This is a genomic window from Sodalinema gerasimenkoae IPPAS B-353 (assembly GCF_009846485.1).
Taxonomy (GTDB): domain Bacteria; phylum Cyanobacteriota; class Cyanobacteriia; order Cyanobacteriales; family Geitlerinemataceae; genus Sodalinema; species Sodalinema gerasimenkoae.
The window spans coordinates 3,812,394-3,835,017 of record NZ_ML776472.1; the positions used below are offsets into that span (position 1 = coordinate 3,812,394).

Sequence of the window (22,624 nt, forward strand, 5' to 3'; positions counted from 1 at the left end):
AACAGATTTGAGAAAGTTATAAAAAGAATATAAATAGGGTATTAAGCTTTATAAAGCTTTGCTAACGATTAGACATGAAACGATTAAAAACTCAGGAAATTGATTAAGTTTACTTATGTTGATGAATCATCAGAGGTTATTCGCTATACTGTCTGGGGGGATAACCCTGATGTTAAACAATAGGAAAATTGGGTCTAGTCTAGCAAGTTGGCTCAGACACTAGATCCGAGAGACCTGAACAAGATACCCTAGGAACGGTTTTGATTGGGAATGTGAAACACGTTATGAAAGCCGCAGATATTATGAACACTGACATCGTGACGGTGCGTGGCAGCACCACCGTTGCTGAGGCAGTGCAGTTGATGAAAGACAACAAGACCCGTGCGCTCATCGTTGAGCGTCGTGGGGATGATGACGCTTATGGCATTGTCACCGAAACCGATGTCACCTATAAAGTGGTGGCCTTTGGCCGGGATCCTAAAGCCATGCGGGTGTACGAGATTATGAGCAAACCCTGCATCGTGGTCAATCCTGATCTATGTGTTGAGTATATTGCTCGCCTGTTTGCCAATACGGGGATTCACTTTGCCCCGGTGATTAAGGATACTCTGGTTGGGACGGTGTCGGTGTCCGACATTTTGACCAAGGGCGATTTCGTGGAACGGCCCCGCAGCCTGCTGCTCGAAGATAAGATTCAAGAGGCCATTGAGGAAGCTCGCGCGACCTGTGCTGAGAAAGGTCCGCGATCGCCCGAATGTGCCTCAGCTTGGGATGTGGTGGAAGAACTACAAGCCGAAGCGGCACACCAGAAAGCGGAGCGTCTGCATCAGACGGCCTTCGAGGAATACTGTCACGAGAACCCCGATGCCCCTGAGGCGCGGGTCTATGACACCTAATTGATGGGACTGCGTTGGGTTGGGGGGGCGATCGCCCTTGTCCTCCTAACCCTACTTCTGGTCACCGTGTTGGTGAATTATGCCACCGGGTCTCGTCGCTTTAAGACTCTAGGGTTGCTTCCAGCTCGTCCGGTGGCCATCATTTTTGGTGCTGGGGTTTGGGAGGATGGTACGCCGAGTCCCATGTTGGCAGATAGAGTCCTGGCTGGGGTTGAGTTATATCAACAGGGGAAAGTGGAGCGGCTTCTGATGTCTGGAGACCATCAAAATCCGGATTATAACGAGGTAGACCCTATGATCCAACTGGCCCGGGAGTCGGGCGTGCCAGAGGCGGCAATTTTGAGCGATCGCCTTGGACTGAGTACCTATGACACCTGTCGCCGGGCCCGGGATCACTATGGTATCCGCCAGGCCATCTTAGTCAGCCAACGCTATCACCTCCCCCGGGCCATCTATATCGCCCAACGTCTTGGACTCGATGTGATGGGGTACGGTGTGGCCGATTGGGGAGTCTATCGCTATCGTTCCATGCTGTCTTATCAGCTGCGGGAGGTAATTGCCCTCTGTAAGGCGATCGCCCAAACCCGGAGTCATGCCTGAGTGGTCAATAGCAATGAGCCAAAAAATTTGCCAAGTCTCCGGATAACCCCCGGTAACCCCAGGAGAAAGGAATGGTAGATGCACCCTGATGGCAAACCCCGAAACCTGCTGGAGGTTTCGGGGTTTTTTTTTGCAATTCCCCAGCTCTAGATGACGTCATCGTCTACCAACCCTTACAAATATCCTCCGATTCTCACCGCAAAAGCTGATCTGAGCCTCTCTACCGGCCCAAACTCCTGTCGTGCTAATGCTTTGGTATATATAAAACAGAGGACTATCAATTCATCGTTCAAGTAGGTCAAAGCTCGCAGACCCAAACATCACACAACGTTAAGCTCTCGTTCTAAACATATCGATTTGTTTGACAAAAATATACCTTAGGATGGATGACGAGACCAACCAATTAGAGTTAAACTGCATATGATAAGGACATGCCTTGACGGGTGTAAAAACGAAAGAGGATAAAACCATCAATGGATATTATTCGCATCATTGCTGCTGTCATCTTGCCGCCTCTGGGAGTCTTCTTACAGGTTGGTTTGACCGGACATTTTTGGCTCAACATTCTCTTAACCTTACTCGGTTACATTCCGGGTGTGGTTCACGCCATTTGGATTATCGCTAGGCGCTAACCCAAGGGCAGCGGTTGGGTCGTAGCCAGAACGGCTCATAGCTCCACCTTCACGAGGCTGCTGTACCGAATGAAGTAGGTAGAGTCGCTCCTGAGGTAGAGGATCTTGCCAATTAAATAGACTATACTGGGGTCAGAGACAGGAAACCGGTGAGTCAGCCCGACTGGTAACGATTCCAGGAGACTCAGGTTCTAATACTCATCTGACCTCATCCTGACTCAATCTCAAGACACAACTTACAGGAATCATCTATACTATGACTGAACAAAACCCTCAACGAGAAGAATATCAAGCTAAAGTGAAAGCGCAACTAGACAAAATTAATGCGCAACTTGATGAGCTTAAAGCAAAAGCTGCTCAGGCTGAAGCAGATGCCAAAACCGACTACCATGGTCGGATGGAAGAACTCTATGCCAAGCGAGATGCTGCCAGTACAAAGCTAGAAGAGCTACAGAAAGCTGGGACTGAGGCATGGGAAGAAGTACAAAAAGGTTTTGAAACTGCCTGGTCAGATCTGACCAGTGCGTTCGAAAATGCATCTAATAAATTTGAGCAGTAGGCATCCAATTGGAAGTCCTGCCGACTAATTGAAACCGGGATGGGAGAGTCTCCAACCCGGTTTTTCTGTAGTCCTATATACCGAACCCCTTATTCTCTCAATCTCTGTCTATATGGCCGGAACCTCCATCACCAAAATTGCTAAACCGAACTCTCGCCAGCGAGAAATCCTAGAAGTGGTTCTCAAGCATGGCTGGGATTACATGAGGTTACTGCTGAGCAGTAATGAAGCAGAAGAACCTGAACTTCCGCCGCCGACGGTTCTGCAACGAATTTTTGTGGATCTTGGGCCCGTCTATGTGAAACTCGGACAACTCCTGAGTACCCGGCCTGAACTACTCCCCCCTGAATATATTGAGGCCCTGAGTTCCCTCCAAGCAGATGTCCCACCAGTTCCCTGGAATGAAATCGAGGCACAACTCAACGGAGAATTGAAGCAACCCCTCAACACAATTTTCCAAGATATCAATCACACGCCAGTGGCAGCCGGGTCTCTGGCTCAAACCCATAAAGCCGTCTTACTCAACGGACGGGAGGTGGCCCTAAAAATTCAGCGTCCGGGGATTGACAAAACTGTTGAACGGGACATTGAACTGCTAACCAATATTGCTGAACTGGTTTCAGGAACGGATTTTGGCAAATACTATGATGCGACTAGCTTAGCGGAAGAGTTTAGCAACGCGCTGCGAGACGAATTAGATTTCACCCAGGAGGCTCATTATACAGAACGCCTCAGACGTTGTTTATCCAAAAGTTCTTGGTTTGATGTTAACCAGATTACAGTTCCCGAGATTATCTGGGACTACACCAGCCAGAAACTGCTAACCATGGAATGGCTCGATGGTGTGCCTCTGTTATCAGCAGAGTTGACCGGAGAGGGACATAATGGAGATGTGCAAGCCGAACGGAATGCCATTACCACACTACTATTCCGCTCTTTCCTGCAACAGTTGTTTGTGGAAGGATTTTTCCATGCGGACCCTCATCCCGGCAATATTTTCTATTTGCGGGATGGACGGGTGGCCTTTTTAGATGTGGGGATGACGGGAACTCTGGACCCCCGCACTCAGGGACTCTTGGTGGAAACCATTTTAGCGATGATTTCCCTGGATGCTCAACGTTGCGCTCAGTTGAGCCTACAGTTAGCGCATCCGGTTCGGCCCGTCGATTTCATTCAGTTGGAGAATGATTACGATCGCCTCCTACGGCGGTACTATAACCTCAGTGTGGCCCAGGTCAATTTCAGTGAGGCCTTTTTCCAACTCCTGCAAGCGGCGCGACGTAATCACCTCCGTTGGCCGAGTAATATGGGACTCTACGCCAAAGCCTTGGCCAATTTAGAGGGGGTGGCCCGCACCTTTAATCCAACGGTCAACCTTCTCGATGAGATTCAACCGTTGACGACAGATTTGATGCGCCGTCAACTGATTGGCGATAATCCCTTACAACAGTTGCTTGGCGCCACCCTGGAGTTTAAGAATCTCTCTCTGAAGTCCCCTCGTCAAGTGGATTTCCTCTTGGAACGGGTCGCCACTGAAACCTTAAAATGGAATCTCCAGGTGAGCGAACTGACGGATTTGCGTCAAAGCCTGGATGAGTCGGCTAACCGCTTGTCCTCTAGTATTGTGGTTGGGGCCTTGATTCTGGCCGGGGCCCTTGTGGTGTCCCGTGATCAGACTCACCGCATTCCTTGGTTGGGGAATGTCCTCTTCTGGACGGCTTGTCTGTTGGGGTTATGGCTGGTGTTTAGTATTTGGCGATCGGGGAGCAAAAAATAGAATCGGCCAGACATAAAGACAAAAAAAACCCTGGAGCGTTAAAAACGTTCCAGGGTTTGCCATCAGGGTGCATCTACCATTCCTTTCTCCTAGACTCTCCTGGGGAGTTCCGGACAGTTTGGCAAAGAGTTCCCCAAAACAAACGTGAGCCTAGCATTAGGCGCTAGGCTCAACAGAATACATCTACAGTTTTCAAAAAGCGTTCTCTGAGTGTATCAGAGGCAAGAGTGACATCATTCCCAGCCCTGCCTGCGGACATCGAATAAATCCTAGACAACAATCAGACAAAGGGCTAAGCCGAGGGTTTAGCTGCACGGAATGCCCACCGCACAGGCGGCACAGGTGTAAGCAATTTAGTGCCAGAGACAACCAGCATCCCATCACCCGTATCAGGCTTGAGGGCCCAGCCGTAATGCCGAGTACGACAATCGAAGTGTGACAATCGAAATACAATCTATGAAACAGCAGTGGAAACTAGAAACGAAGCAATGCTGCTCGGCACGTTCGGGTCATGGGTGGACCCACAGGGGTAATGAGAAAATGTTAAACAGAACTGACGAGTCACTTCCGCTGCCCTAGACGACAAGACCAATTATGGTCAAACACAGTCAACGAGGCTATTGAAGATGACAGCTTGGGTGAACGCCACGTAACGAAAGGGGTTAAACCAAGGGTTTACAGAAACACCGTCAATCTTTCTCAGAGTCCTATACATCGGGTCTTTCCAGACGTTGGGGAAGGTGTAACGCGACCGGGAGTCCTTAGGAACCCTGTCGGTGTACCTCATCGGGTGATGCAACAGGCGGAAGATTAGACGGGCGGGACTGACTCGCTAAATGACACTGAGCGATATCCCGGGGCCGATTCGAGTCAAGTTGTTGTGTCTTGCTCTACAGTGTCTGATATTAAGTTAGCATAGCCGCCGCTTATGACAACCATAATTTAACCTAAAGTTACATTTTGCTTTTATCTTGACTCGTCCTGGGCAATCTGCTAAATTGGAAAAGCTGAAAAAAACAGCGCGGCTTGGTAGCTCAGTTGGTTAGAGCAGGGGACTCATAAGCCCAAGGTCGTCGGTTCAAATCCGACCCGAGCCATTTTAAGGTCACGATACAGTGTGTCTTACCTGATTATGTAGCATTGCCCCTGTTTGCGATCGCAGACGGGGGCAAGCTTTGAGGATAGCCAGAATCCCACTGTTTAACATCTCAAACTCGTTATGACTATGATAGAGTTGTAACAGTTGGTAAATTCCTCCCTCGTCTGTCGAGGTTGTTTATATTCAGACAGCCCATGGACGGCCAGGGAAACTGAGAGAAAACGACAGCAATAAGGAGATTTACAGATCCATGACACAAGAAGGATGTCTACGAGTGGGTCAACCCGCTCCCGATTTTACGGCAACGGCCGTTGTTGACCGCGAATTCAAGACCGTTAAACTGTCGGACTATCGTGGTAAGTATGTGGTGCTGTTCTTCTATCCTTTAGACTTCACCTTCGTCTGTCCGACGGAAATTACTGCCTTTAGCGATCGCCACGAAGAGTTCAGCAAACTCAACACAGAAATTCTCGGCGTCTCCTGCGATAGCGAGTTCTCTCACCTCGCCTGGATTCAGACCGATCGCAAATCCGGCGGTGTCGGCGACTTAAACTATCCCCTCGTCTCTGACTACAAAAAAGAAATCAGTTCCGCCTATAACGTCTTAGATCCCGACGCTGGCGTGGCCCTGCGTGGCTTGTTCCTGATTGACAAAGACGGCGTTATCCAGCATTCGACCATCAACAACCTGGCGTTTGGTCGCAACGTTGACGAAACCCTGCGTACCTTACAAGCCATCCAATACGTCCAGGAACACCCTGACGAAGTCTGTCCTGCGGGTTGGACTCCTGGGGAGAAAACCATGAAACCCGATCCCGTGGCCTCCAAGGAATACTTCGCAGCTATCTAAGCCAACCTCGGTTTCAGTGTCCTTGTCAGCCCCCGACGACTCAGTCTTGGGGGCTTTTTGCTAGAGTATGGGCAATGGACCAATCCGGTTCCCTAAATAACCCTGCTAAACCAGCGTTCTCCCGGTTTCCTGTTCATTTTGAGACCCATTGTGCCATCATGCAGCTTTACTCCAAAAACTTTCGTGGCTTACTGAACCGCCGTTTTTTGCACAACTTTCTCCCCATTCCTGCCACCAACCAGTTTTACTGCGACGTGGCCACCCCCGATTTTGAGCTACCGGATATCACCAATGGACGCCGAGTTCACCTACGGGACTATCGAGGCCAACAACCGGTGATTCTCGCCTTCACTCGGATTTTCACCGAAAAGCAGTATTGTCCTCTGTGTCTGCCCCATATTGTGGCCCTCAATAAGAACTATCACCGCTTCACGGAATTAGGGGTGGAAGTTTTGATGCTCACCAGTACCGATGAACGCCAAAGTCAGATTGTGGTGCGAGATTTAGGCTTAAAACTGCCCCTGCTCAGCAATCCCGATTGTGATGTCTTTCGTCGCTATGGGGTTGGACAAGCCTTAGGGGCCCCCCTTCCGGCCCAGTTTGTCCTAGATGAGGCGGGAAAACTGCGTTATAAACATCTCTTTTCCTTTTTGGATTCCAATGCGTCCGTTGAGACATTATTAGACCAGGTACAACCCTGGGTTCCGTCACCCGAACCCGCCGCCGCTGTCGCAGTCCCCTAAATATATCGGCTCCCCAGGTTCTAAGAAGGACTGGGGAGCCGATGATGAGAAGTTGCCTATACCCTAACGCCAGGGGGTATAGCGGGGCATTGGCGTATTAAAGTTGTAGTAGGTTGACCATGGGGTTGTCCAAGAGGCACGAGGGGAAGCGGGGTAGAAGGGAGGATTGTAGGGCAAGAAGAAACGTTGTCCGGCAGCTGGGTTGCGGTAAGGATTGTAGAACGGGTTATAAGATCGTGTCGGACGCATGGGTCGAGTGGGACGGAAGCTCTGTTGGAGTGCTTCAGATCCTGCCGGCCAGTTTTCTTGTGAGCGGTACAACCGAGCCGCTTCTTGGAAATCAGATCGTGCATCAAAGCGACCCAGTTGTCGGCGAGCTAGACCCCGTTTGTAGTAGGCATCGGCTGAGAAGTTATCGAGACTGATGGCTCGGCTATAACTCCATTCTGAGAACTGAGGTTGTCCTAGCCGGTCATGAATCTCACCGAGTTTCATGTGGTAAGACACCTCATTGGGCTTCAAGATGCTCGCCTGGGTGAGATCGTTAATGGCCCAGTCGTAGCGTCCTTGGGCTAGATGAGATAAGCCCCGTTGATAGTAGGCTTCATTGTTGTTCCGTCGAGACCGAATGACCTGGTTGTAGTGGTCAATGGCCCTAGAGTGGTTCCCTCGCTCAGCATAAGCAAGTCCCAAGCCCATGTTGGCATCGATCACAGTGGACCCACCTCCCCAGCGGCCCGCCTCAGAGACGGCTTTGTTATAATTCTGGATAGCATTCCAGGTATTACCTAAGGCCAAGTGAGAATCCCCGAGACTTAGGTGATATTTAGAAGTATCCTGTCCCCCTAGGCGAATAGCACTATTGTACTTCGCGATCGCCTCCCGATGGTATCCCAGGCCAGCTAGGGCTTGACCCCATTGATGATAGTCATGAGGGTTAACCCAAAAGGAGCTTTCAATCCGTCGCCGACTGGTGGCAATTTGTCGTTCGTAGCGACGTACATCGTTGACGGTGAGAAAGTCATCCCGAGATAGGTCGGTATCGGTGTTTAAGAGGATGGATAAGGGGCGACCATTTTGGTGAATGATAGTTCGATCAGACTGAGGCGTCACTGTCAAACTGAAGAGTGAGACCCCCCGCTCTAAACGAATTTTATCCTGGTCGGGATTAAAGTCAGTGATGACATCGCGATCGCGGGGTGAGGGTGCTAGAACAAAGTGATTGGAGCCTCCACCACCGGTGAGAGTATCTCGTCCCTCTCCACCAGATAAAACATCATTGCCGGCTCCACCCCGGAGTACATCATTACCCCCTAAGCCAAAAATTGTGTCATTACCTCGAGTCCCCGTAAGCCGATCATTCGACTCTGTTCCGTAGATGACCCTGCCTTGGCCCGGTATATGCCAACCGGGACTCGCAGAACCTCCCGAACTTTGCCCCTGGTTCACCCATGATAGTAGGGTTGACTCGCTCACTTCCGATGGCGATAGTGATGATAGTGTTGCTGTCACAACATCATTTGCATCACTAGCCCCTGATACCCAACTGTCTTCGAACATGAGATGGGATGCTCCCTAAAACTGAAAAGGATGCCCTCTTTTATACGTGTTTTTACTGAATTTGACCAGAGAGCACCAAGACATTTTATCGAAATTGTCATATAAGTTTACATTTGGGACACCTAAAACTATGTTGTTTCACGCATAAAGAGGCTCCTCCATTTAAGGTAAGGTGTCTTTTATCAGTAAATACAACTATCTTAATTTTAGTTGGCTATCCAGCTTTAAAGCGATGTATCAGTAAAAACACGGTAGTATTTGCTTGGCAAGAGAGACGTATAAGCTCAAAATAATTCTGATGTTACGCATCAGTTAATTTTAGTCAGGCGCCAAGTTTAGGCGAAGGCGGCCCAAGCGGCTTCAAAGAAAGCGAGTTCGCATTCCATGGCGTAGCGGTAGGTTTGCCGTAGTTGGGGGCGATCGCATCCCTGGCCATCGACCACCTCTTCGAGCTGTCTTGCCAATGGCTCAAACTCGTCGCTACCATAGGTACAGATCCAATCGGCATATTGGTGATCAGGGATGCCATCTTTTGCCAATTCTCGCCCCAGGAATAGATAGAGCCGCATACAGGGGGACATCGCCGCTGCAATGGTTGCTATGTCAGCCTGCCAGGCTGTAGCTAAGAGAAAATCAGTATAACGCCGTGTTGAGGGGCCAGCTTCCACGGTGGTGAGATCAACGTCCCAGTCTTGGCTATAACTGTGATGCAGATGGAGTTCCTCGATCACCCCTTGGGTTAATCGGTGAAACACCTGAAACGTTGCCCAATCGGTGCATTTTGCGGCCGCCACACTATACGCTCGAGCAAAGGCCTGTAAAAAAAAGGCATCCTGCCCCACATAATAACCAAACCGCTGACGGGGTAAATCGCCCCGGGCAATTCCTTGAACAAATGGATGCTGGAGGCACGCCTGAGCTAAGTCCTGATTTGCCTGCCATAAAGTTGAAGATAGGGTCATCTTACTCGGGGATAAATTTAGAATCCCATTCTACCGTTTCACCCTAACACCCGACCCGTTCCCAATCATTATTAATCTCAATCATCATGATTATTTGTAAAGCCCTCGATGTTCGCCGACTGGCCGAAGCGGAAGAGGCCCGCTTCATCGTAACCGTTAATAACATCCTCGCCAGTGTTATCGATCGCCGCAGCCTTTCCCGTGAATTTCCTTGGGCCGTGCAACTTTGGGGAGAGGAGTTTCCCCCGTTAGACTACCGCCGCGATCGCTGTCTTGTCTCCTGTAGCCAAACACTCAATAATGGATTGGCCTACGCCTATGCAAATGCCGCAATTGATGCCTATCAACAGTTCTTAGATGAGTTTGGAGAAGTGGCCATTCCCGAAGTTTTTAACTTTATCATTCGGCTCGGTCGCCATAGTGAGTACTATACCGATCAGATGCGATCGCGCTATTCGATTCCCTCAGACGTTCCCCCTCTCGAAGTCCGGCGATCGCTCATTCGAGCCTATGAACAGGGAGAAATTTGGCAAGACAAACCCTCCCCCTTCACTGAGCAAACCCCCTGGACGATTAAACTTTTGAATCACCCGGAAACCATCAGTGAGTCCGTCAGTCATAAAGTTGTCGCCCATTCCCGTCGCCGCTAACCTAATTTGACTGAGCCAATGACGGCAGCCACGTCACAATTGCGGGAAAGCGAATAATCGTCATCAGCACTAAAATTTGGAGCAACACAAACTGAGTGGCTCCTCGATAAATTTCTGCGGTTGTAACCGACTCTGGAGCAATCCCTCGTAAATAAAATAGGGCAAACCCAAAGGGAGGAGTCAGAAATGACGTTTGTAAATTTGCCCCCAAAATAACCCCATACCAAACCATATCCAAGCCAAATCCCTGAGCTACCGGGGCAAACAAAGGCACAATAATAAAGGCAATCTGGAAGAAATCAATAAAGAAGCCCAACAGAAAAACAATTAGCATACTAATCGCTAAAAATCCCCACTCCCCTCCCGGCAAATTTGCCAGAAAGGTTCGCATCACAACTTCCCCATTGAGTCCACGAAAGACCATACTAAACGCCGTGGAGCCAATCAAAATCAACACCACCATACTGGTGATTTGCAGCGTCGCATCACAAACTTGGCGCAGTCCCGTCCAAGTCAGGCGTTGATTCACCAAGGCTAAAAGAATTGCCCCAATTCCCCCTAACGCCCCTGCTTCCGTAGGGGTTGCAAAGCCAAAAAAGATGCTCCCCAGGACAACAATAATCAGAAACAATGGAGGAATCATTGCCCCAAACACACGACTAATGAGATGTCGTCCTCGCAAATTGCGCACCTCTTCGGGTAACGCTGGCGCCAGTTCCGGGCGAATTAGAGTAATTACAAAAACATGAATTGCAAAAACACTGGTCATCAAAATCCCCGGAAAAAATGCCCCTACAAATAAATCTCCCACCGAAATACCCAATTGGTCAGCTAAAACCACCAAAACGACACTGGGGGGGATAATTTGCCCCAACGTTCCCGAAGCCACAATGACCCCCGTTGCCAGTTCCTTGTTGTAGCCATAGCGGAGCATAATCGGCAGAGAAATCAACCCCATCGCCACCACCGTTGCCGCAACAACGCCAGTAGTTGCCCCCAATAATGCCCCGACAATAATCACAGCTAGGGCCAGTCCCCCACGAACTCGCCCAAAGAGAATACCAATCGTCTCCAAGAGTCGTTCGGCAATCCCGGACTTTTCCAACATGGCCCCCATAAAAATAAAATAGGGAATTGCCAGCAGGGTGTAATTCGACATCGTGTTAAACACCTGCAAGGGTAAGGTTCCCCAAAGAGCCAGATTAAAGACACCCAAAACTGAGCCGAGGAGACTAAATAGAACCGCCACCCCTCCCAGAGTAAAGGCCACTGGATAGCCGAGGAGCAGTAAAACAAATACCCCAGCAAACATGAGAAGTCCCAACCATTCAAGCATCGTCGTGTCCTTCCCGTTCCGGTTGTACCGTTACCGTTGCACTCAACTCCGACGGGGACGGGGGAGCGATCGCCCCGCGATAGATGGCCCAACTCTTGATCGCCTGAGATAGACCCTGGGCAATGAGTAGAATAAATATGACGAGGATAAAGCTTTTAATGGGGTAGCGAGGTAAACCGCCGGGATCGGGAGAGCTTTCGCGGATTCGCCAAGAATTTAGCACCGGAGTCCAGGTGAACCAGAGGGCAAATCCTGAAAAGGGGAGCAGAAACAAAACTGTGCCGATGAAGTCCGCGAGAGCCTTACGACGAGGCGGCCAACCACTATAGAGAACATCCATGCGGACATGAGCATTCTCTTTCAGGGTATAGGCCGCGCCCAACAAGAAGACTAAACTAAACAAATACCATTGAGTTTCAATCAGGGCATTTGAACTGAGGTTTTGTCCGAGGGCGTTGCCCAGATAACGGCCAATGACGTTAAATCCGCCCACCAAAACCATCAAGAACACGAGCCAACCGCTCAAACGACCGATGATCGTGTTCAGTCGATCCACAGATCGCGCTAGACGGAGTAGTGTTTGCAACTGTTCTTCTCCTAAACTTGCAGCAGGGTTGAGGGGATTCGTATTTTACCCCACCCATGGAGAGGGAATGAATGAGTATAACAATCTTGAGAGAGGGACAAACATGGCTTTAAAAGCTGTGACGGGTTTGTTGTGGGGTCCGGGGGTTTTTGGGGCGATCGCCTCGACCTGGGTGGTGCTGAGTGGGCCGATAGTCCATAGTCAGGAACCGCCTCAACTTAGCCAAGAGGATAACGCTTCCCGCGTCCTCATCCAACGCATCGAGATTCGGGGAAGCAGCCGTTTTACAGACGAAGAACTGCGGGCGATCGCCGCCCCCTATGAAGGCCAAGAGTTGAGCTTACAGGACTTACAAACCCTCGCCGATGAACTGACACAGCTTTATCTCAATCAAGACTATCTCACCTCCCGAGCCATTCTGCCACAACAGGATATCGTCGATGGGGTGGTGGTGATTGAGGTGATCGAGGGACGCTTAACGGAGATTGAGATTGAGGGAAATGAGCGTCTGCAAGAGTCCTTCATCCGCAATCGCCTGCAACGAGCCGCTGGAGTTCCCCTCAACACCGCTCGCCTAGAAGACGAACTGCGACTGTTACGAGTCGATCCCCTGTTTGAGCAAATCTCCGCCAACCTGCGTTCCGGTGACGCCTTGGGAGAAAGTCGCCTGCGGGTTCAACTGCGTGAAGCCAATCCCATTCAACTGAGCATCAGCAGCGATAACTATTCTCCCCCCAGCATTGGTGGCGAACGGCTCAACTTAGGCTTTAGCCATCGCAACCTAGCCGGAGTGGGCGATCGCCTCAGCGTGGACTATAACCTCACCTATGGCAACGGCTTAGACTTCATTGATATCGGCTATGAGATTCCCGTCAATTCCCGAGATGGCCGCTTGCGGTTACGGGTCGCCCCCACCCGCAACGAAGTCACCCAGGCCCCCTTCGATCAACTCGATATCCGAGGCGAATCCAGTCTCTACGAACTGAGTTATCGTCATCCCCTACAACGAACCCCTCGGGAAGAATTCGCCCTCTCCCTGGGGTTCGCCTGGCAAGATAGCCAAACCTTCTTTCTCGATCGCGCCGAACCCTTCGGGATTGGCCCAGACGAGTCTGGACGTAGCCGCACCCGCGTCATCACCTTCGGCCAAGAGTATATTCGGCGTCAGGTGGATGGGGCCTGGGTCTTACAATCCCAGCTACGGTTAGGAACGGGACTCTTTGACGCCACCAACAACTCTAGGGATATCCCCGATGGGCAATTTTTTAGTTGGGCCATCCAAGGCCAACGGGTGCAACGACTGCATCGGGATCATCTCCTGGTGGCTCGTCTGGCGGCCCAGTTTTCCCCCGATCCCCTGCTTCCCTCCCAACAGTTTGTCATGGGGGGCGGTCAATCCCTACGGGGCTATCGTCAAAATGTGCGAGCTGGGGATAATGGAGTTCGTTTCTCCATCGAGGATCGCATCACCCTAATGCGCAATGCGGCGGGACAATCCACCCTCCAGGTGTTGCCCTTTTTTGATATGGGGGTGGTCTGGAACCATAGCAATAATCCTAACCCCCAGGCCAGACAACAGTTTCTGGCCGCTTTAGGGTTGGGGGCCATCTGGGAACCGAGTCCAGGGTTTACCCTACGGGTTGACTATGGTCTTCCTTTAGTGGATTTAGACGATCGCGGTCGGAATATCCAAGATGATGGCTTTCATTTCCGGGTTGGCTATGAATTTTGACGGGCGATCGCATCGAGGACGGGGTTCAGGTCAAACCAGGACCCGCTCTCATCCCGGTATTCATAGACAAACATACTGCTGATGAGCAGGTCGTAACTGTTATCGCCGGCTACTTGCTTGCGTTGATGGACCTGTCGCAACAAGGACCATTCCTCATCGGTGATGGCGTATAACATGCGATCGCGCCGTTCCCGAATCACCACCTCCAACCCTTGAGGAGACAGGGGTAACTGACGCTCTTTCATAATCCAAGTATTGAGAAGCCGCAAAATCTCCCGCACATGGCCGCCACTGATGCGACAGAGTTGATCCAATAGATCTCGGGAGGTAAACAGGTCTAAGACTCGCCCGTGACGTTCCACCGCCGGTAACCCAGGGAAGGCTCGGGTTAAAATCATCTGCCGCATTTTTTCCATCCCATCAAGGCGATCAGTTCCATCCCGATGGCGAACGGGAACCATGGGTAACACTTTGGGATCGGTCCCAAAGCGACTGGTTAGGGGATTGAGGTCATTGGAATAGAGCAGCGCCAAGGGCATGGTATAAATCACATGACAGTGGAGTTGTCGTAGTTGTTCACCGCGATCGACAAAGAGATATTCCGGCTGGGTGCGTCCCCAAGGTTTGATGGTTTTCTCCACCCGATCTAAGTTATCGACGATGACCACTAAGCCCTGTTTTCCTAAGTCTTTCAGTTGAGCGATCGCCGGTTCAATCAGTTCCGTATTAATCGCTTCAATAATGTTTGTGGTTCGCACTTCGAGATAGTCTCGCAGCTTGCCCCGCAATTCAGGACTGTTTCGGGCTTTGGCGGAGATTTTGCCGATGCCGAGGGCGACGAGGGATAAGCCCTTAGAATCCGCTTGAACTTGTCCCAATCCTGGAATCCCCACTTCAGCGGAAAAACTGCCTTTTCCTTCCGTGTTGGCTTGCAGATTTCCCAATCCCGGCACCTCAATTTCCGCCGCGAGATCAATTTCCGTCTGCAAAATACGAGGCTTGCAGATTTCCCAATCCCGGCACCTCAATTTCCGCCGCGAGATCAATTTCCGTCTGCAAAATACGTGCCGCCCCTTGCAGTAGGCGCTGTAAGCCCCGAGGGGCATCGAGTTCAAGCTGGTTGAGTTCGCTGAGAAGCCGCCCCTTGCAGTAGGCGCTGTAAGCCCCGAGGGGCATCGAGTTCAAGCTGGTTGAGTTCGCTGAGACTTTCGCTAATGCGACGGGCGATCGCCAACAAAATATCGCTCACATCTAAATCCCCCATTTCTAAGTCTTGGGAGGATTCAAAATAAATCACATGAAAGTCTTGTTTTTGCAGTTCATTGGCTAATCTTAATAGCTCGGTGGATTTGCCACAGCCGAGATGGCCCGTAAACAGTTGCACGGTGGGTTCATCGGGAGAAAAAAAGCTGATTTTATCTCGCATTTCCTCAATGGTTGAGCCGCAACGAACCGCTGAGAAATCAATATAAAGCTCTCGGTCATTCGCATCAGCCACATTCAAGGTTCGACTGGGATTCGTCGCCCGATATAATTGCCGAATATCCAGCATAAGGAACCATCTCCAAAACCATAAAAAATCAACGGCTACAGTAGTGCCTGAACCAACGCTTCCTGATGCAACCGGGCCCGGTCAATGGTGGCTTGAATGCGGGTCTCAGAGAGGGGATCTCCATTCGCATACTGTTCCAGCCAAGCCTGACTAATAGTGGTAGACTCCTGAGGCAGATCCGCAAGTTCCCAACCGGGGAGATCGAATTCTGCCAACAATTGACTCACCTTGGGATCGTAACTGAGTCCCCAACAGCGGCATCCTTCTGCGGCGGCGGCAATTAAGCCATGAAGTCGCATACAAATGGCCATCTCAACGCCGCGAAATAGACCCTTTAAGGCACGGGGATCGTCCGATTGCCAAAGATAGCGTTTGCCCGAAAGTTGGCTGTAAATGGTGCGAGCGAGGGGTAGGTCCTGACTGGGTTGGAAGGGAACTAAGAAAATCGCCGCGTCGGTGGCGGTTTGTAGGGCGGCGATCGCCTGAATCAGACGCTCTAAGCGGGCAGGGGTTAACAGAGGATGAGGCCGCAACACCACCGCCACACGGGGCGCAGGTAAGTCCCAGAGTCCCTGGGGCGATCGCGACTCTAAGGCCCAGACGGGATCGGGGGCGAGGGTGAAGGGAATCCCCCAATCATGGAGTTGAGCGGCGGAGGTGCGATCGCGTACGGTCACGGCATCACAGCCGAGGAGACAGCGACGGGTGAGAGCTTGAGTCCAGGGTCGTCGCAGGGGGCCGAGACCTTGGGCCAGGGCGATGGTGCGTAGGCCTAACCGTTGAGCCAACCCCATCAAGCCTCCATAATAAAAGGGGTTTAGGGCGCTACTGCTGTCTTGCATCAAACTGCCGCCCCCCCAAATAAAACTCCCGGCCGAGCGTAGGCTGGGTAAAATCTCAAAGGCCGCCTTGCGAGGAATGGCCTCGACCCCATAGCGATCGCGGGTAAACTCAGGATTTCCCGACAACACCACCGGCGTGATCCGAGCCGGTAACATCTCCAACAGGGAGGCCAGGAGAGCTTCATCTCCCATATTTCCCATACCATAGTAGCCACAGAGGACGGCTCGTTCAGTTCCCATGTCTTGCATTGTAGAGACGGGTTGAGTTCCCCAGTTTGGGGTCAACGCCTTGCCTTACCTAGCCTACAACAAACTCACAAACAGGCGGGGGAACGTCAGTCGAGGAGGCTCACTCAGAAGAGAGATGGCCCCATCGATCGTGAAAAGACTTGTGACATCGCCTTGGACTGCGTTAAAGTCTTGCCTTAAACTAGGCAAAATTTAAGTTTTCCTTGAACTTGCCCTATGCACGCCCTTTCAATTCCCACCTGGATGGTTCATGTTTCGAGTGTCATCGAATGGATTGCGGCCATTTGGCTGGTTTGGCGCTATGGGGAACGGTTGAACAATCCTGCCTGGAAAGGATTAGCCTGGGCGATGCTTCCGGCCTTAATTGGGGCAATGTGTGCCTGTACTTGGCACTTTTTTGATAATGCCCAACGGTTAGAATGGCTAGTGACCCTTCAAGCCTCAATGACTGTGGTGGGCAACTGCACCGTTTGTGTAGCTGCCGCTTGGATTTGGCGGCGATCGCGTCAGGGGATGAAGCCATCTGCGCGATCGACTCCGAATGCGGCGGATCAATCCTAGAATGCTGTCAGGATTTAGGGGTTAACATTTGAGGGAAGCTGTGAGCGGGAGGTAGATTATGGAACAGTGGGACTTTTTAATTCAACGAGAGGGCGATCGGGTTTGGCTCCCGTTAGCTGAGGGACACACGCGCCTCAGTCCAGGACGCTACCGGGTGGTGGCGCGATCGCACGCTCGGGAAACCCTCACGGAGGTCTGTGTTCGCTACGAGCCACCCCCTGAGTCGGAGGAAGCTGGACAGTTTTATCGTAGTACCCGTCAAACGGATGACGAGGGAACGGTGCTGGTGTTGCCGGCAACGGATTTGAAGGTTGGCAGTTGGTCTTTGTCCTGTTCCCTGGCGGCCCTAAGGCGCGATCGCCCCGATGCACCTCCTCAGGGACTCGTTCGCCTCTATGTGCGCCCGGATATCGAGATTCATCCCGAGCCTCCTGTTGCCGACATCCCAGAATCAGCGGCCGCCGGCCAGGAGGAGTTGGCCCTCATCCCGGATTCCCCCAGCCTCGAACCCCAAGCCTTAGATCTACGGTTAGAGTTAGCCCAAGACAATTACCGTCTGCAAACGGGGGAAGCTTTAATGTTATCGGGGCGCATCCACTCGCTCTCGGAGGAGTCTGCCCCCCTCAGCGGCTTACACCTACGGATTCGCCTGCGTGAACCCCAAAGCTTGCACGTGGTCACCACCCTACAACGCCTGTTGCCGCCACAAACCGGGTTCATTGAGTTTTCCTACCCCGTTGCCATTCCTGAGTCTTGTCACAGCCGCCTCATCCTAGGGGAGGTGGTCCTCTGTAATGCGGTTCCTACGGTCTTAGCCAAACAGTCGTTTGTGGTGACGGCTCGTTTAGAGACCCTATTAGATGAATTAGCCGATGGACAGATTGACCGCTCCTTAATTGAGCGATCGCAGCCTCAATCCCCGCCGCGTCATCGTCCCCTGCCCCCTCCAGCCTCCAGGGATGGGAGTTCCCTCAACAGCAACCCTCCCAACCTGGAGAAGGCACTGCCACCCCGTCTGAATCTGGGGACCTCATCGGGCCAAAAACCCCTGGATCTTCCCAGTTTTGGCAAACCCCTCCCCGAGGCTATAGAGAATCCTTTTGGGGAGTTGCAACAGCCGATTGTCCCAGAGTTGCCCAGTCAGAAACCTCTGAACCCGGCTCCCAGCGATGATGTGGAACTCGATGCAGCGTTAGAGTCACCGTCTCCTGACCCCTTAGAGGCGGCTAACCCCTCTCCTTCGGCAGAACTGGGGTCTTCTGGCCCCTCTTCGGAGGCGATCGCTCCGAGTTTAGAGGCGGACTTGGCACCGAGTCGCTTCAGTTCTCGGCTCAATGACATCGCCAAGAATGAGGATCTCTCAGAATGGCTCACCGCTCGCGCAGAACAGGCCAATGAGACGAACCCCTTTAGTCTCGGACATGAGTTTGAGTCCTCTCTAGAGGAAGCCTCAGAAGTGGTGGTGGATGACGACCCGAGACGTCCGCCCCCACCGGTTCCTCAACTGGCCGCCTCACCCTCTCCTGAAAATCCGGTCCCAACCCCCGAGTTGATTGTCCCCACCCATACTCTAGCGGTGGGTCGTCCGGCTCTAATTCGGGTGCGTCTGCAACAGACTCCCCAACGGGTTTATGTGAAACTCTGGATTCACGATCGCCAGAATCAACTGCTCCTCGATGGCCCCCGTTGGCTGACGGACTTTTTCCCCGTCGAAGATGGCCTCGTCGAATCCATGATTCGTTTAACCATTCCCAAAGGCGGTGTTGACTTACAATTCGAGGCCATCGCTGTGGATATGGATAGCGAACGGGAAAGTTACAAAGTGGCGATCGCCCGTCGCGTGGCCCCTCCGGGCTTGCCGAGTCTTCCCCTCACGGCTAAACCGGATAATTGACACAGCAAAAAAAAGACCCCCGCTATCATAGGAGGGTCTTTTTGTCAAGCCTAAACGGGGACTCGATTTGAATCAAACCTGAGTCAATCCCGCCGGACTCTACATGGCAGAACCAACGCCGACATAGGCTCCGTAAAAAAAGAGTCCAACAACAGCTAACACACCGGTTCCAGCCACTGTGGCCACAACCCAGAGGGGGATTCTTGCATCTCCAGACATAATCAATTCTCCTGGTTTAACGTCGTGTAACCTGGGCGCTCACTGGGGGAACGCCCCTACGTGAATGAACTAGATCGCAGAGTCGGGTCTAGTTAAAGAAGTAACTCGAAAACAGCACACCCAGCACAAAAATCAGAAGTAAACCCAAGTACAGCGAAGTACGGTTGAGTTCAACTGGCTGGCGGTTCGGGTTCTTTTGACGAGTTGGCATTGTTAAATCCTAACGTTGGATGAACTGCATCGCGGCGATCGCGCCGAGAAAGAAGACTGAAGGCACTGCCAAGGTATGAACAGCAACCCAGCGAATCGTAAAAATGGGATAGGTAACGGGTTCAGAGGGGGAACGATTTGTCATGGTTAAAAACCTCTCGTTAAAAAAAGCAAGAATGCAGTTATTTGATAAACTGTTCGATTTGTTGACGGCTTTCAAAGCGATCGGAGACGATCGGCAATTCCAGCCGTTGTTTCGTGTAGTACTCATCCGGACGAGGCGTGCCGAACGCATCGTAAGCCAAGCCGGTACTCACAAAAAACCAACCCGCAATAAAAAGCATGGGAATGGTCACCGCATGAATTAACCAGTAGCGGACGCTGGTAATAATATCTGAAAACGGGCGTTCTCCAGTTGTACCTGCCATGTTTGTTAAAATCCTCCTCTCGACAGTGTTAAAATCTACAATCCATGATACAAAAACAACGAGACACCTACAAGCAACCGCACCCAGTCATTTAGGAACGGTCGCCCGAATCGGTTACGTCATTTCTTGGTTCGGGTCATATCGCAGCAGGGTTCCTCGTTGTCCGAGGACAAATCCTAGATCCGGCTGAATAAACTTCACCCGGTTGAAGTTGGAGGGAACCTTCTCGACCTGACGATCCTTGAGCCAGGTTTCACCCCCATCGTTACTATAGAGCAAGTTGGCACTTCCACCGACGGCCCAAATATCATCTGGGGTTTGATAGGCCAAATCCAACAGTCCCCAACTGGTGGAAAACTCAGGATATTGGGGGTCTTCCCAGGCTTCGGGATCTTGAGCATCCCCGAACTGAAGCATTCCCCCTCGACCTAAAACCCAAAGGTTGCCATCGGGGGTAAAGCCCATATTCTGCAACCGTCGGGCACTGTGACGGTTAAAGGGTTGCCAGGTTTGACTCTCATTATCCCAGACTGAATAGAAGTTACCGCGCGAAGACACGGCCACATAACTGCCATCGGGGGAGCGAGAAATATTACGAAAGATGCCTAGGGCCTCTTCCACCAGTCCCTTCCAGTTTTGAGCGTCATTGCTGGTGCGATAAATGGCCCCCACACTGGTGGTCATTTCCGCTGAATGGGGAGCTGTCGCCACAATCGTCCGCGGACTTCCAGGCAGCTTATCACTCAGAGGCACACGCTCCCAGTGATCCCCCCCATCGAGGGTATGCAATAAAATTGCTGGTTCCCCAACAATCCAGCCTTCATTGCCGTAAAAACTGATGGAATCAAAGGTAACGGACTCACCGTTTAAATTTAAGGAATGGGCCGTCCAGGTTTTACCCTGATCGGTGGTTTCAAACAGGGTTCCTTTGTTCCCCACCAACCAACCTCGGGACAAGTCGTCCGTAAACGCCACATCCGCAAACGTTGATTCCGTCGGCAGAGATTGCACCACCCAAGGATTCACCTCTAAGTTCGGGGTATACTGACAGCCGGCCAGCAAAAACACCACCGCGATCGTCATCGCGATTGATTTCAAACGGTGCAGCATCGCATTCATTGTCGTCACAGTTCTTTCAATAATCACAAGGACTCATGGGAAATTTAACCTAAGCCATAGAGACTCAACATAAACAGAACCCCTAGACCTAAACCGCCAAAAATCAATAGGGTTTTTTGCGTTGGCGTCAGGGTGTTGACCCCGAAACCATAGGAAAAATTTTCCTTAAAGCCAGAGGCGGTCCCTTTGGGGCCAACATTGGCAAAGGACTGTTTACGCGCACCGCAGACGGGACAACGCCAGGTTTCCGGAATCTCCATAAACGGTGTTCCGGCGGCAATGTTACCGTTGTTGTCGCCGAGAGCCGGCTCATACACATAGCCGCAGGCGAGACATTCGTAGCGATCGCGTTCTGGGGGAGACGCTTGTTGCTCCGTTTGTTCCGTTTGCGCCTCCTGTTCAGGTTGCAGCTCGTTGGAGTCTTGAGTATCCATGACGTCGCAATTGCAAGGGGGTCTGTCAGCTAACGTGAATCAGCCAAGTCTTAAAAATCTGTTAATTATTATGACATAGATTAAGTCCATCACCGAATCCCCCAGGGATGTATTTTGACATCAGTCGCGCCAATTCCTTGTCTGGTAGGGAATCTAGCCTCTGTTGTCCCTAGCATCACCTTAGGTCATGGCCACAGACAGGAGTCACGAAATTCTCAGAATTGCCGCTCTCCTCAGGTTGTCAGGGGATGCTAATCCTCCAAGAGACCGCCCTGGCGAGACCGTTGACGGTAAAATGGAGCGGCAAGCCATCTCGCTATCGCCACAGACGTTCAAGTCTTTCACCCACATCAACTCATCTATGACCTACTGCCTAGGAATTATCAATCATCATGGACTGATTTTTGGGGCCGACTCCCGCACCAATGCCGGAGTTGATTATATTTCTACCTATCAGAAACTCTTTGACTTCTGCGTTCCGGGCGATCGCACCATTGTCCTCTGTACCAGTGGCAATCTTTCCATCACCCAGGCGGTGATGAACCATCTGCGGCAAGATATCAAACAGAACAAAGACTGTAACCTCCACACCCTCCCCAGCTTCTACGATGTAGCCCGCTATATCGGCAGCACCCTGCGGAACATCCAAGAGATTGATCGCCCCTGGCTCGAACGGGATAAAATCGACTTTCAATGTAATATCCTCGTCGGCGGCCAAATCCAGGGAGAAGACTCCCAACTGTTCCGCATCTATTCCCAAGGGAACTTCATCCAAGCCACCCCGGAAACCCCCTTCCTGCAAATTGGTGAAACCAAATACGGCAAACCCATCCTCGATCGCGTCCTGCATTACGACACCCCGCTGCATCTGGCCGTCAAAGCCGCCGTTCTCTCCATCGACTCCACCATGAAATCCAACATTTCCGTAGGGCCACCCCTCAATGTTCTCATGTACGAGCGAGACAGCTTTGACATTCACCACCGACTGCGATTACGACTTGGTAGCCCCTATCTCGCCACCATTCGCCGCTATTGGGAAGAATCCGTGCGGAAAACCTTTGAGGAAATGCCCGAGATAGAATGGCAAGATGACGTAGGCGCCAACAAACAGGAAGTCTTAATCGACTAACCCCT

General features: G+C 51.5%; 26 protein-coding genes and 1 tRNA gene. 13 read left to right on the forward strand and 14 right to left on the reverse strand.

What is annotated here, in order from left to right; all coding sequences use genetic code 11:
• Positions 1 to 302: 302 nt before the first annotated feature.
• The 8 genes from L855_RS16515 to L855_RS16550 all read left to right on the forward strand — a co-directional run bounded on the left by L855_RS16515 (position 303) and on the right by L855_RS16550 (position 7,156).
• A complete protein-coding gene (locus tag L855_RS16515) occupies positions 303 to 896 on the forward strand; it encodes a CP12 domain-containing protein (protein WP_246198921.1) in 594 nt (197 codons plus the stop codon).
• A 3-nt stretch (positions 897 to 899) separates the two neighbouring features.
• The gene (locus L855_RS16520) at positions 900 to 1,496 is read left to right on the forward strand and encodes a SanA/YdcF family protein (RefSeq protein WP_159789857.1); all 597 of its coding nucleotides are present in this window, start codon (positions 900 to 902) and stop codon (positions 1,494 to 1,496) included.
• Between the two features lie 473 nt (positions 1,497 to 1,969).
• Entirely contained in the window at positions 1,970 to 2,128 is a 159-nt protein-coding gene (locus L855_RS16525; RefSeq protein WP_159789860.1) for a YqaE/Pmp3 family membrane protein, read from the forward strand.
• 256 nt (positions 2,129 to 2,384) lie between these two features.
• Positions 2,385 to 2,687, forward strand: coding sequence for a sll1863 family stress response protein (locus L855_RS16530; RefSeq protein WP_159789862.1), 303 nt, complete (start codon positions 2,385 to 2,387; stop codon positions 2,685 to 2,687).
• A 112-nt stretch (positions 2,688 to 2,799) separates the two neighbouring features.
• Positions 2,800 to 4,464, forward strand: a complete 1,665-nt coding sequence (locus tag L855_RS16535; protein WP_159789864.1) for an ABC1 kinase family protein — start codon at positions 2,800 to 2,802, stop codon at positions 4,462 to 4,464.
• A 1,023-nt stretch (positions 4,465 to 5,487) separates the two neighbouring features.
• Positions 5,488 to 5,561: transfer RNA gene (locus L855_RS16540), tRNA-Met, on the forward strand.
• Positions 5,562 to 5,813: 252 nt separating this feature from the next.
• Positions 5,814 to 6,413: a peroxiredoxin gene (locus tag L855_RS16545; protein ID WP_159789866.1), complete on the forward strand. Its 600-nt coding sequence runs from the start codon at positions 5,814 to 5,816 to the stop codon at positions 6,411 to 6,413.
• 158 nt (positions 6,414 to 6,571) lie between these two features.
• Positions 6,572 to 7,156: a peroxiredoxin family protein gene (locus L855_RS16550; protein WP_159789868.1), complete on the forward strand. Its 585-nt coding sequence runs from the start codon at positions 6,572 to 6,574 to the stop codon at positions 7,154 to 7,156.
• A gap of 63 nt (positions 7,157 to 7,219) precedes the next feature.
• On the opposite strand, the gene L855_RS16555 is transcribed toward L855_RS16550, so the two are convergent.
• Together L855_RS16555 and L855_RS16560 are read right to left on the reverse strand one after the other, a co-directional pair.
• Positions 7,220 to 8,668 carry a tetratricopeptide repeat protein gene (locus L855_RS16555; RefSeq protein WP_159789870.1) on the reverse strand — a complete coding sequence of 483 codons (1,449 nt, stop codon included), beginning with the start codon at positions 8,666 to 8,668 and terminating at the stop codon, positions 7,220 to 7,222.
• A gap of 383 nt (positions 8,669 to 9,051) precedes the next feature.
• A complete protein-coding gene (locus L855_RS16560) occupies positions 9,052 to 9,678 on the reverse strand; it encodes a TenA family protein (RefSeq protein WP_159789872.1) in 627 nt (208 codons plus the stop codon).
• Between the two features lie 86 nt (positions 9,679 to 9,764).
• On the opposite strand from L855_RS16560, the gene L855_RS16565 reads away from it, so the two are divergent.
• On the forward strand, positions 9,765 to 10,328 hold the full coding sequence (locus L855_RS16565; RefSeq protein ID WP_159789874.1) for a hypothetical protein: 564 nt from the start codon (positions 9,765 to 9,767) through the stop codon (positions 10,326 to 10,328).
• 1 nt (position 10,329) lies between these two features.
• Here L855_RS16565 and L855_RS16570 read toward each other — a convergent pair whose 3' ends face one another.
• Entirely contained in the window at positions 10,330 to 11,664 is a 1,335-nt protein-coding gene (locus L855_RS16570) for a TRAP transporter large permease (protein WP_159789876.1), read from the reverse strand.
• Positions 11,657 to 12,220 (reverse strand): TRAP transporter small permease subunit, encoded by a 564-nt coding sequence (locus L855_RS16575; RefSeq protein ID WP_343039312.1) that lies wholly within the window; start codon positions 12,218 to 12,220, stop codon positions 11,657 to 11,659. The genes L855_RS16570 and L855_RS16575 overlap by 8 nt, the downstream gene beginning before the upstream one ends.
• A 133-nt stretch (positions 12,221 to 12,353) precedes the next feature.
• On the opposite strand from L855_RS16575, the gene L855_RS16580 reads away from it, so the two are divergent.
• Entirely contained in the window at positions 12,354 to 13,982 is a 1,629-nt protein-coding gene (locus tag L855_RS16580) for a ShlB/FhaC/HecB family hemolysin secretion/activation protein (protein WP_246198923.1), read from the forward strand.
• Here L855_RS16580 and L855_RS22540 read toward each other — a convergent pair.
• From L855_RS22540 to csaB, 4 genes are read right to left on the reverse strand one after another with little or no spacing between them, the layout of a single operon-like run.
• Positions 13,970 to 14,971, reverse strand: coding sequence for a hypothetical protein (locus tag L855_RS22540; RefSeq protein ID WP_343039313.1), 1,002 nt, complete (start codon positions 14,969 to 14,971; stop codon positions 13,970 to 13,972). The two genes, L855_RS16580 and L855_RS22540, sit on opposite strands and share 13 nt — an antisense overlap.
• Complete coding sequence (locus L855_RS22545; RefSeq protein ID WP_343039314.1) at positions 14,955 to 15,158, reverse strand: hypothetical protein; 204 nt, start codon at positions 15,156 to 15,158, stop codon at positions 14,955 to 14,957. Before L855_RS22545 ends, L855_RS22540 begins: the two co-directional genes overlap by 17 nt.
• A complete protein-coding gene (locus L855_RS22550) occupies positions 15,094 to 15,534 on the reverse strand; it encodes a P-loop NTPase family protein (RefSeq protein WP_343039315.1) in 441 nt (146 codons plus the stop codon). Before L855_RS22550 ends, L855_RS22545 begins: the two co-directional genes overlap by 65 nt.
• 35 nt (positions 15,535 to 15,569) lie before the next feature.
• A complete protein-coding gene (gene csaB / locus L855_RS16590; protein WP_159791153.1) occupies positions 15,570 to 16,616 on the reverse strand; it encodes a polysaccharide pyruvyl transferase CsaB in 1,047 nt (348 codons plus the stop codon).
• A gap of 225 nt (positions 16,617 to 16,841) precedes the next feature.
• Between csaB and L855_RS16595 the strand changes: the two genes are divergently transcribed.
• On the forward strand, positions 16,842 to 17,186 hold the full coding sequence (locus tag L855_RS16595) for a DUF2499 domain-containing protein (RefSeq protein WP_159789882.1): 345 nt from the start codon (positions 16,842 to 16,844) through the stop codon (positions 17,184 to 17,186).
• 58 nt (positions 17,187 to 17,244) lie between these two features.
• Positions 17,245 to 19,080, forward strand: coding sequence for a hypothetical protein (locus tag L855_RS16600; protein ID WP_159789884.1), 1,836 nt, complete (start codon positions 17,245 to 17,247; stop codon positions 19,078 to 19,080).
• A gap of 99 nt (positions 19,081 to 19,179) precedes the next feature.
• Here L855_RS16600 and L855_RS16605 read toward each other — a convergent pair whose 3' ends face one another.
• The 6 genes from L855_RS16605 to L855_RS16630 all read right to left on the reverse strand — a co-directional run bounded on the left by L855_RS16605 (position 19,180) and on the right by L855_RS16630 (position 21,490).
• The gene (locus L855_RS16605) at positions 19,180 to 19,299 is read right to left on the reverse strand and encodes a photosystem II reaction center protein J (protein ID WP_159789886.1); all 120 of its coding nucleotides are present in this window, start codon (positions 19,297 to 19,299) and stop codon (positions 19,180 to 19,182) included.
• Between the two features lie 88 nt (positions 19,300 to 19,387).
• Positions 19,388 to 19,510, reverse strand: coding sequence for a photosystem II reaction center protein PsbL (gene psbL / locus L855_RS16610; protein ID WP_074162832.1), 123 nt, complete (start codon positions 19,508 to 19,510; stop codon positions 19,388 to 19,390).
• Positions 19,511 to 19,519: 9 nt separating this feature from the next.
• Complete coding sequence (gene psbF, locus L855_RS16615) at positions 19,520 to 19,654, reverse strand: cytochrome b559 subunit beta (protein WP_159789888.1); 135 nt, start codon at positions 19,652 to 19,654, stop codon at positions 19,520 to 19,522.
• A gap of 37 nt (positions 19,655 to 19,691) precedes the next feature.
• Positions 19,692 to 19,937, reverse strand: a complete 246-nt coding sequence (gene psbE / locus L855_RS16620) for a cytochrome b559 subunit alpha (RefSeq protein WP_159789890.1) — start codon at positions 19,935 to 19,937, stop codon at positions 19,692 to 19,694.
• 114 nt (positions 19,938 to 20,051) lie between these two features.
• The gene (locus L855_RS16625) at positions 20,052 to 21,056 is read right to left on the reverse strand and encodes a photosynthesis system II assembly factor Ycf48 (protein WP_159791154.1); all 1,005 of its coding nucleotides are present in this window, start codon (positions 21,054 to 21,056) and stop codon (positions 20,052 to 20,054) included.
• Between the two features lie 44 nt (positions 21,057 to 21,100).
• On the reverse strand, positions 21,101 to 21,490 hold the full coding sequence (locus L855_RS16630) for a rubredoxin (RefSeq protein WP_159789892.1): 390 nt from the start codon (positions 21,488 to 21,490) through the stop codon (positions 21,101 to 21,103).
• Between the two features lie 361 nt (positions 21,491 to 21,851).
• On the opposite strand from L855_RS16630, the gene L855_RS16635 reads away from it, so the two are divergent.
• The gene (locus L855_RS16635) at positions 21,852 to 22,619 is read left to right on the forward strand and encodes a proteasome-type protease (RefSeq protein WP_159789894.1); all 768 of its coding nucleotides are present in this window, start codon (positions 21,852 to 21,854) and stop codon (positions 22,617 to 22,619) included.
• Positions 22,620 to 22,624: the final 5 nt, after the last annotated feature.

Excerpts from the sequence above, each read along its gene's own strand:
- L855_RS16515 (WP_246198921.1), top strand. The coding sequence starts at position 303 with ATGAACACTGACATCGTGACGGTGCGTGGCAGCACCACCGTTGCTGAG.
- L855_RS16520 (WP_159789857.1), top strand. The coding sequence starts at position 900 with ATGGGACTGCGTTGGGTTGGGGGGGCGATCGCCCTTGTCCTCCTAACC.
- L855_RS16525 (WP_159789860.1), top strand. The coding sequence starts at position 1,970 with ATGGATATTATTCGCATCATTGCTGCTGTCATCTTGCCGCCTCTGGGA.
- L855_RS16530 (WP_159789862.1), top strand. The coding sequence starts at position 2,385 with ATGACTGAACAAAACCCTCAACGAGAAGAATATCAAGCTAAAGTGAAA.
- L855_RS16535 (WP_159789864.1), top strand. The coding sequence starts at position 2,800 with ATGGCCGGAACCTCCATCACCAAAATTGCTAAACCGAACTCTCGCCAG.
- L855_RS16545 (WP_159789866.1), top strand. The coding sequence starts at position 5,814 with ATGACACAAGAAGGATGTCTACGAGTGGGTCAACCCGCTCCCGATTTT.
- L855_RS16550 (WP_159789868.1), top strand. The coding sequence starts at position 6,572 with ATGCAGCTTTACTCCAAAAACTTTCGTGGCTTACTGAACCGCCGTTTT.
- L855_RS16560 (WP_159789872.1), bottom strand. The coding sequence starts at position 9,678 with ATGACCCTATCTTCAACTTTATGGCAGGCAAATCAGGACTTAGCTCAG.
- L855_RS16565 (WP_159789874.1), top strand. The coding sequence starts at position 9,765 with ATGATTATTTGTAAAGCCCTCGATGTTCGCCGACTGGCCGAAGCGGAA.
- L855_RS16570 (WP_159789876.1), bottom strand. The coding sequence starts at position 11,664 with ATGCTTGAATGGTTGGGACTTCTCATGTTTGCTGGGGTATTTGTTTTA.
- L855_RS16580 (WP_246198923.1), top strand. The coding sequence starts at position 12,354 with ATGGCTTTAAAAGCTGTGACGGGTTTGTTGTGGGGTCCGGGGGTTTTT.
- L855_RS22545 (WP_343039314.1), bottom strand. The coding sequence starts at position 15,158 with ATGCCCCTCGGGGCTTACAGCGCCTACTGCAAGGGGCGGCTTCTCAGC.
- L855_RS22550 (WP_343039315.1), bottom strand. The coding sequence starts at position 15,534 with ATGCTGGATATTCGGCAATTATATCGGGCGACGAATCCCAGTCGAACC.
- csaB (WP_159791153.1), bottom strand. The coding sequence starts at position 16,616 with ATGGGAACTGAACGAGCCGTCCTCTGTGGCTACTATGGTATGGGAAAT.
- L855_RS16595 (WP_159789882.1), top strand. The coding sequence starts at position 16,842 with ATGCACGCCCTTTCAATTCCCACCTGGATGGTTCATGTTTCGAGTGTC.
- L855_RS16600 (WP_159789884.1), top strand. The coding sequence starts at position 17,245 with ATGGAACAGTGGGACTTTTTAATTCAACGAGAGGGCGATCGGGTTTGG.
- L855_RS16605 (WP_159789886.1), bottom strand. The coding sequence starts at position 19,299 with ATGTCTGGAGATGCAAGAATCCCCCTCTGGGTTGTGGCCACAGTGGCT.
- psbL (WP_074162832.1), bottom strand. The coding sequence starts at position 19,510 with ATGCCAACTCGTCAAAAGAACCCGAACCGCCAGCCAGTTGAACTCAAC.
- psbF (WP_159789888.1), bottom strand. The coding sequence starts at position 19,654 with ATGACAAATCGTTCCCCCTCTGAACCCGTTACCTATCCCATTTTTACG.
- psbE (WP_159789890.1), bottom strand. The coding sequence starts at position 19,937 with ATGGCAGGTACAACTGGAGAACGCCCGTTTTCAGATATTATTACCAGC.
- L855_RS16625 (WP_159791154.1), bottom strand. The coding sequence starts at position 21,056 with ATGAATGCGATGCTGCACCGTTTGAAATCAATCGCGATGACGATCGCG.
- L855_RS16630 (WP_159789892.1), bottom strand. The coding sequence starts at position 21,490 with ATGGATACTCAAGACTCCAACGAGCTGCAACCTGAACAGGAGGCGCAA.
- L855_RS16635 (WP_159789894.1), top strand. The coding sequence starts at position 21,852 with ATGACCTACTGCCTAGGAATTATCAATCATCATGGACTGATTTTTGGG.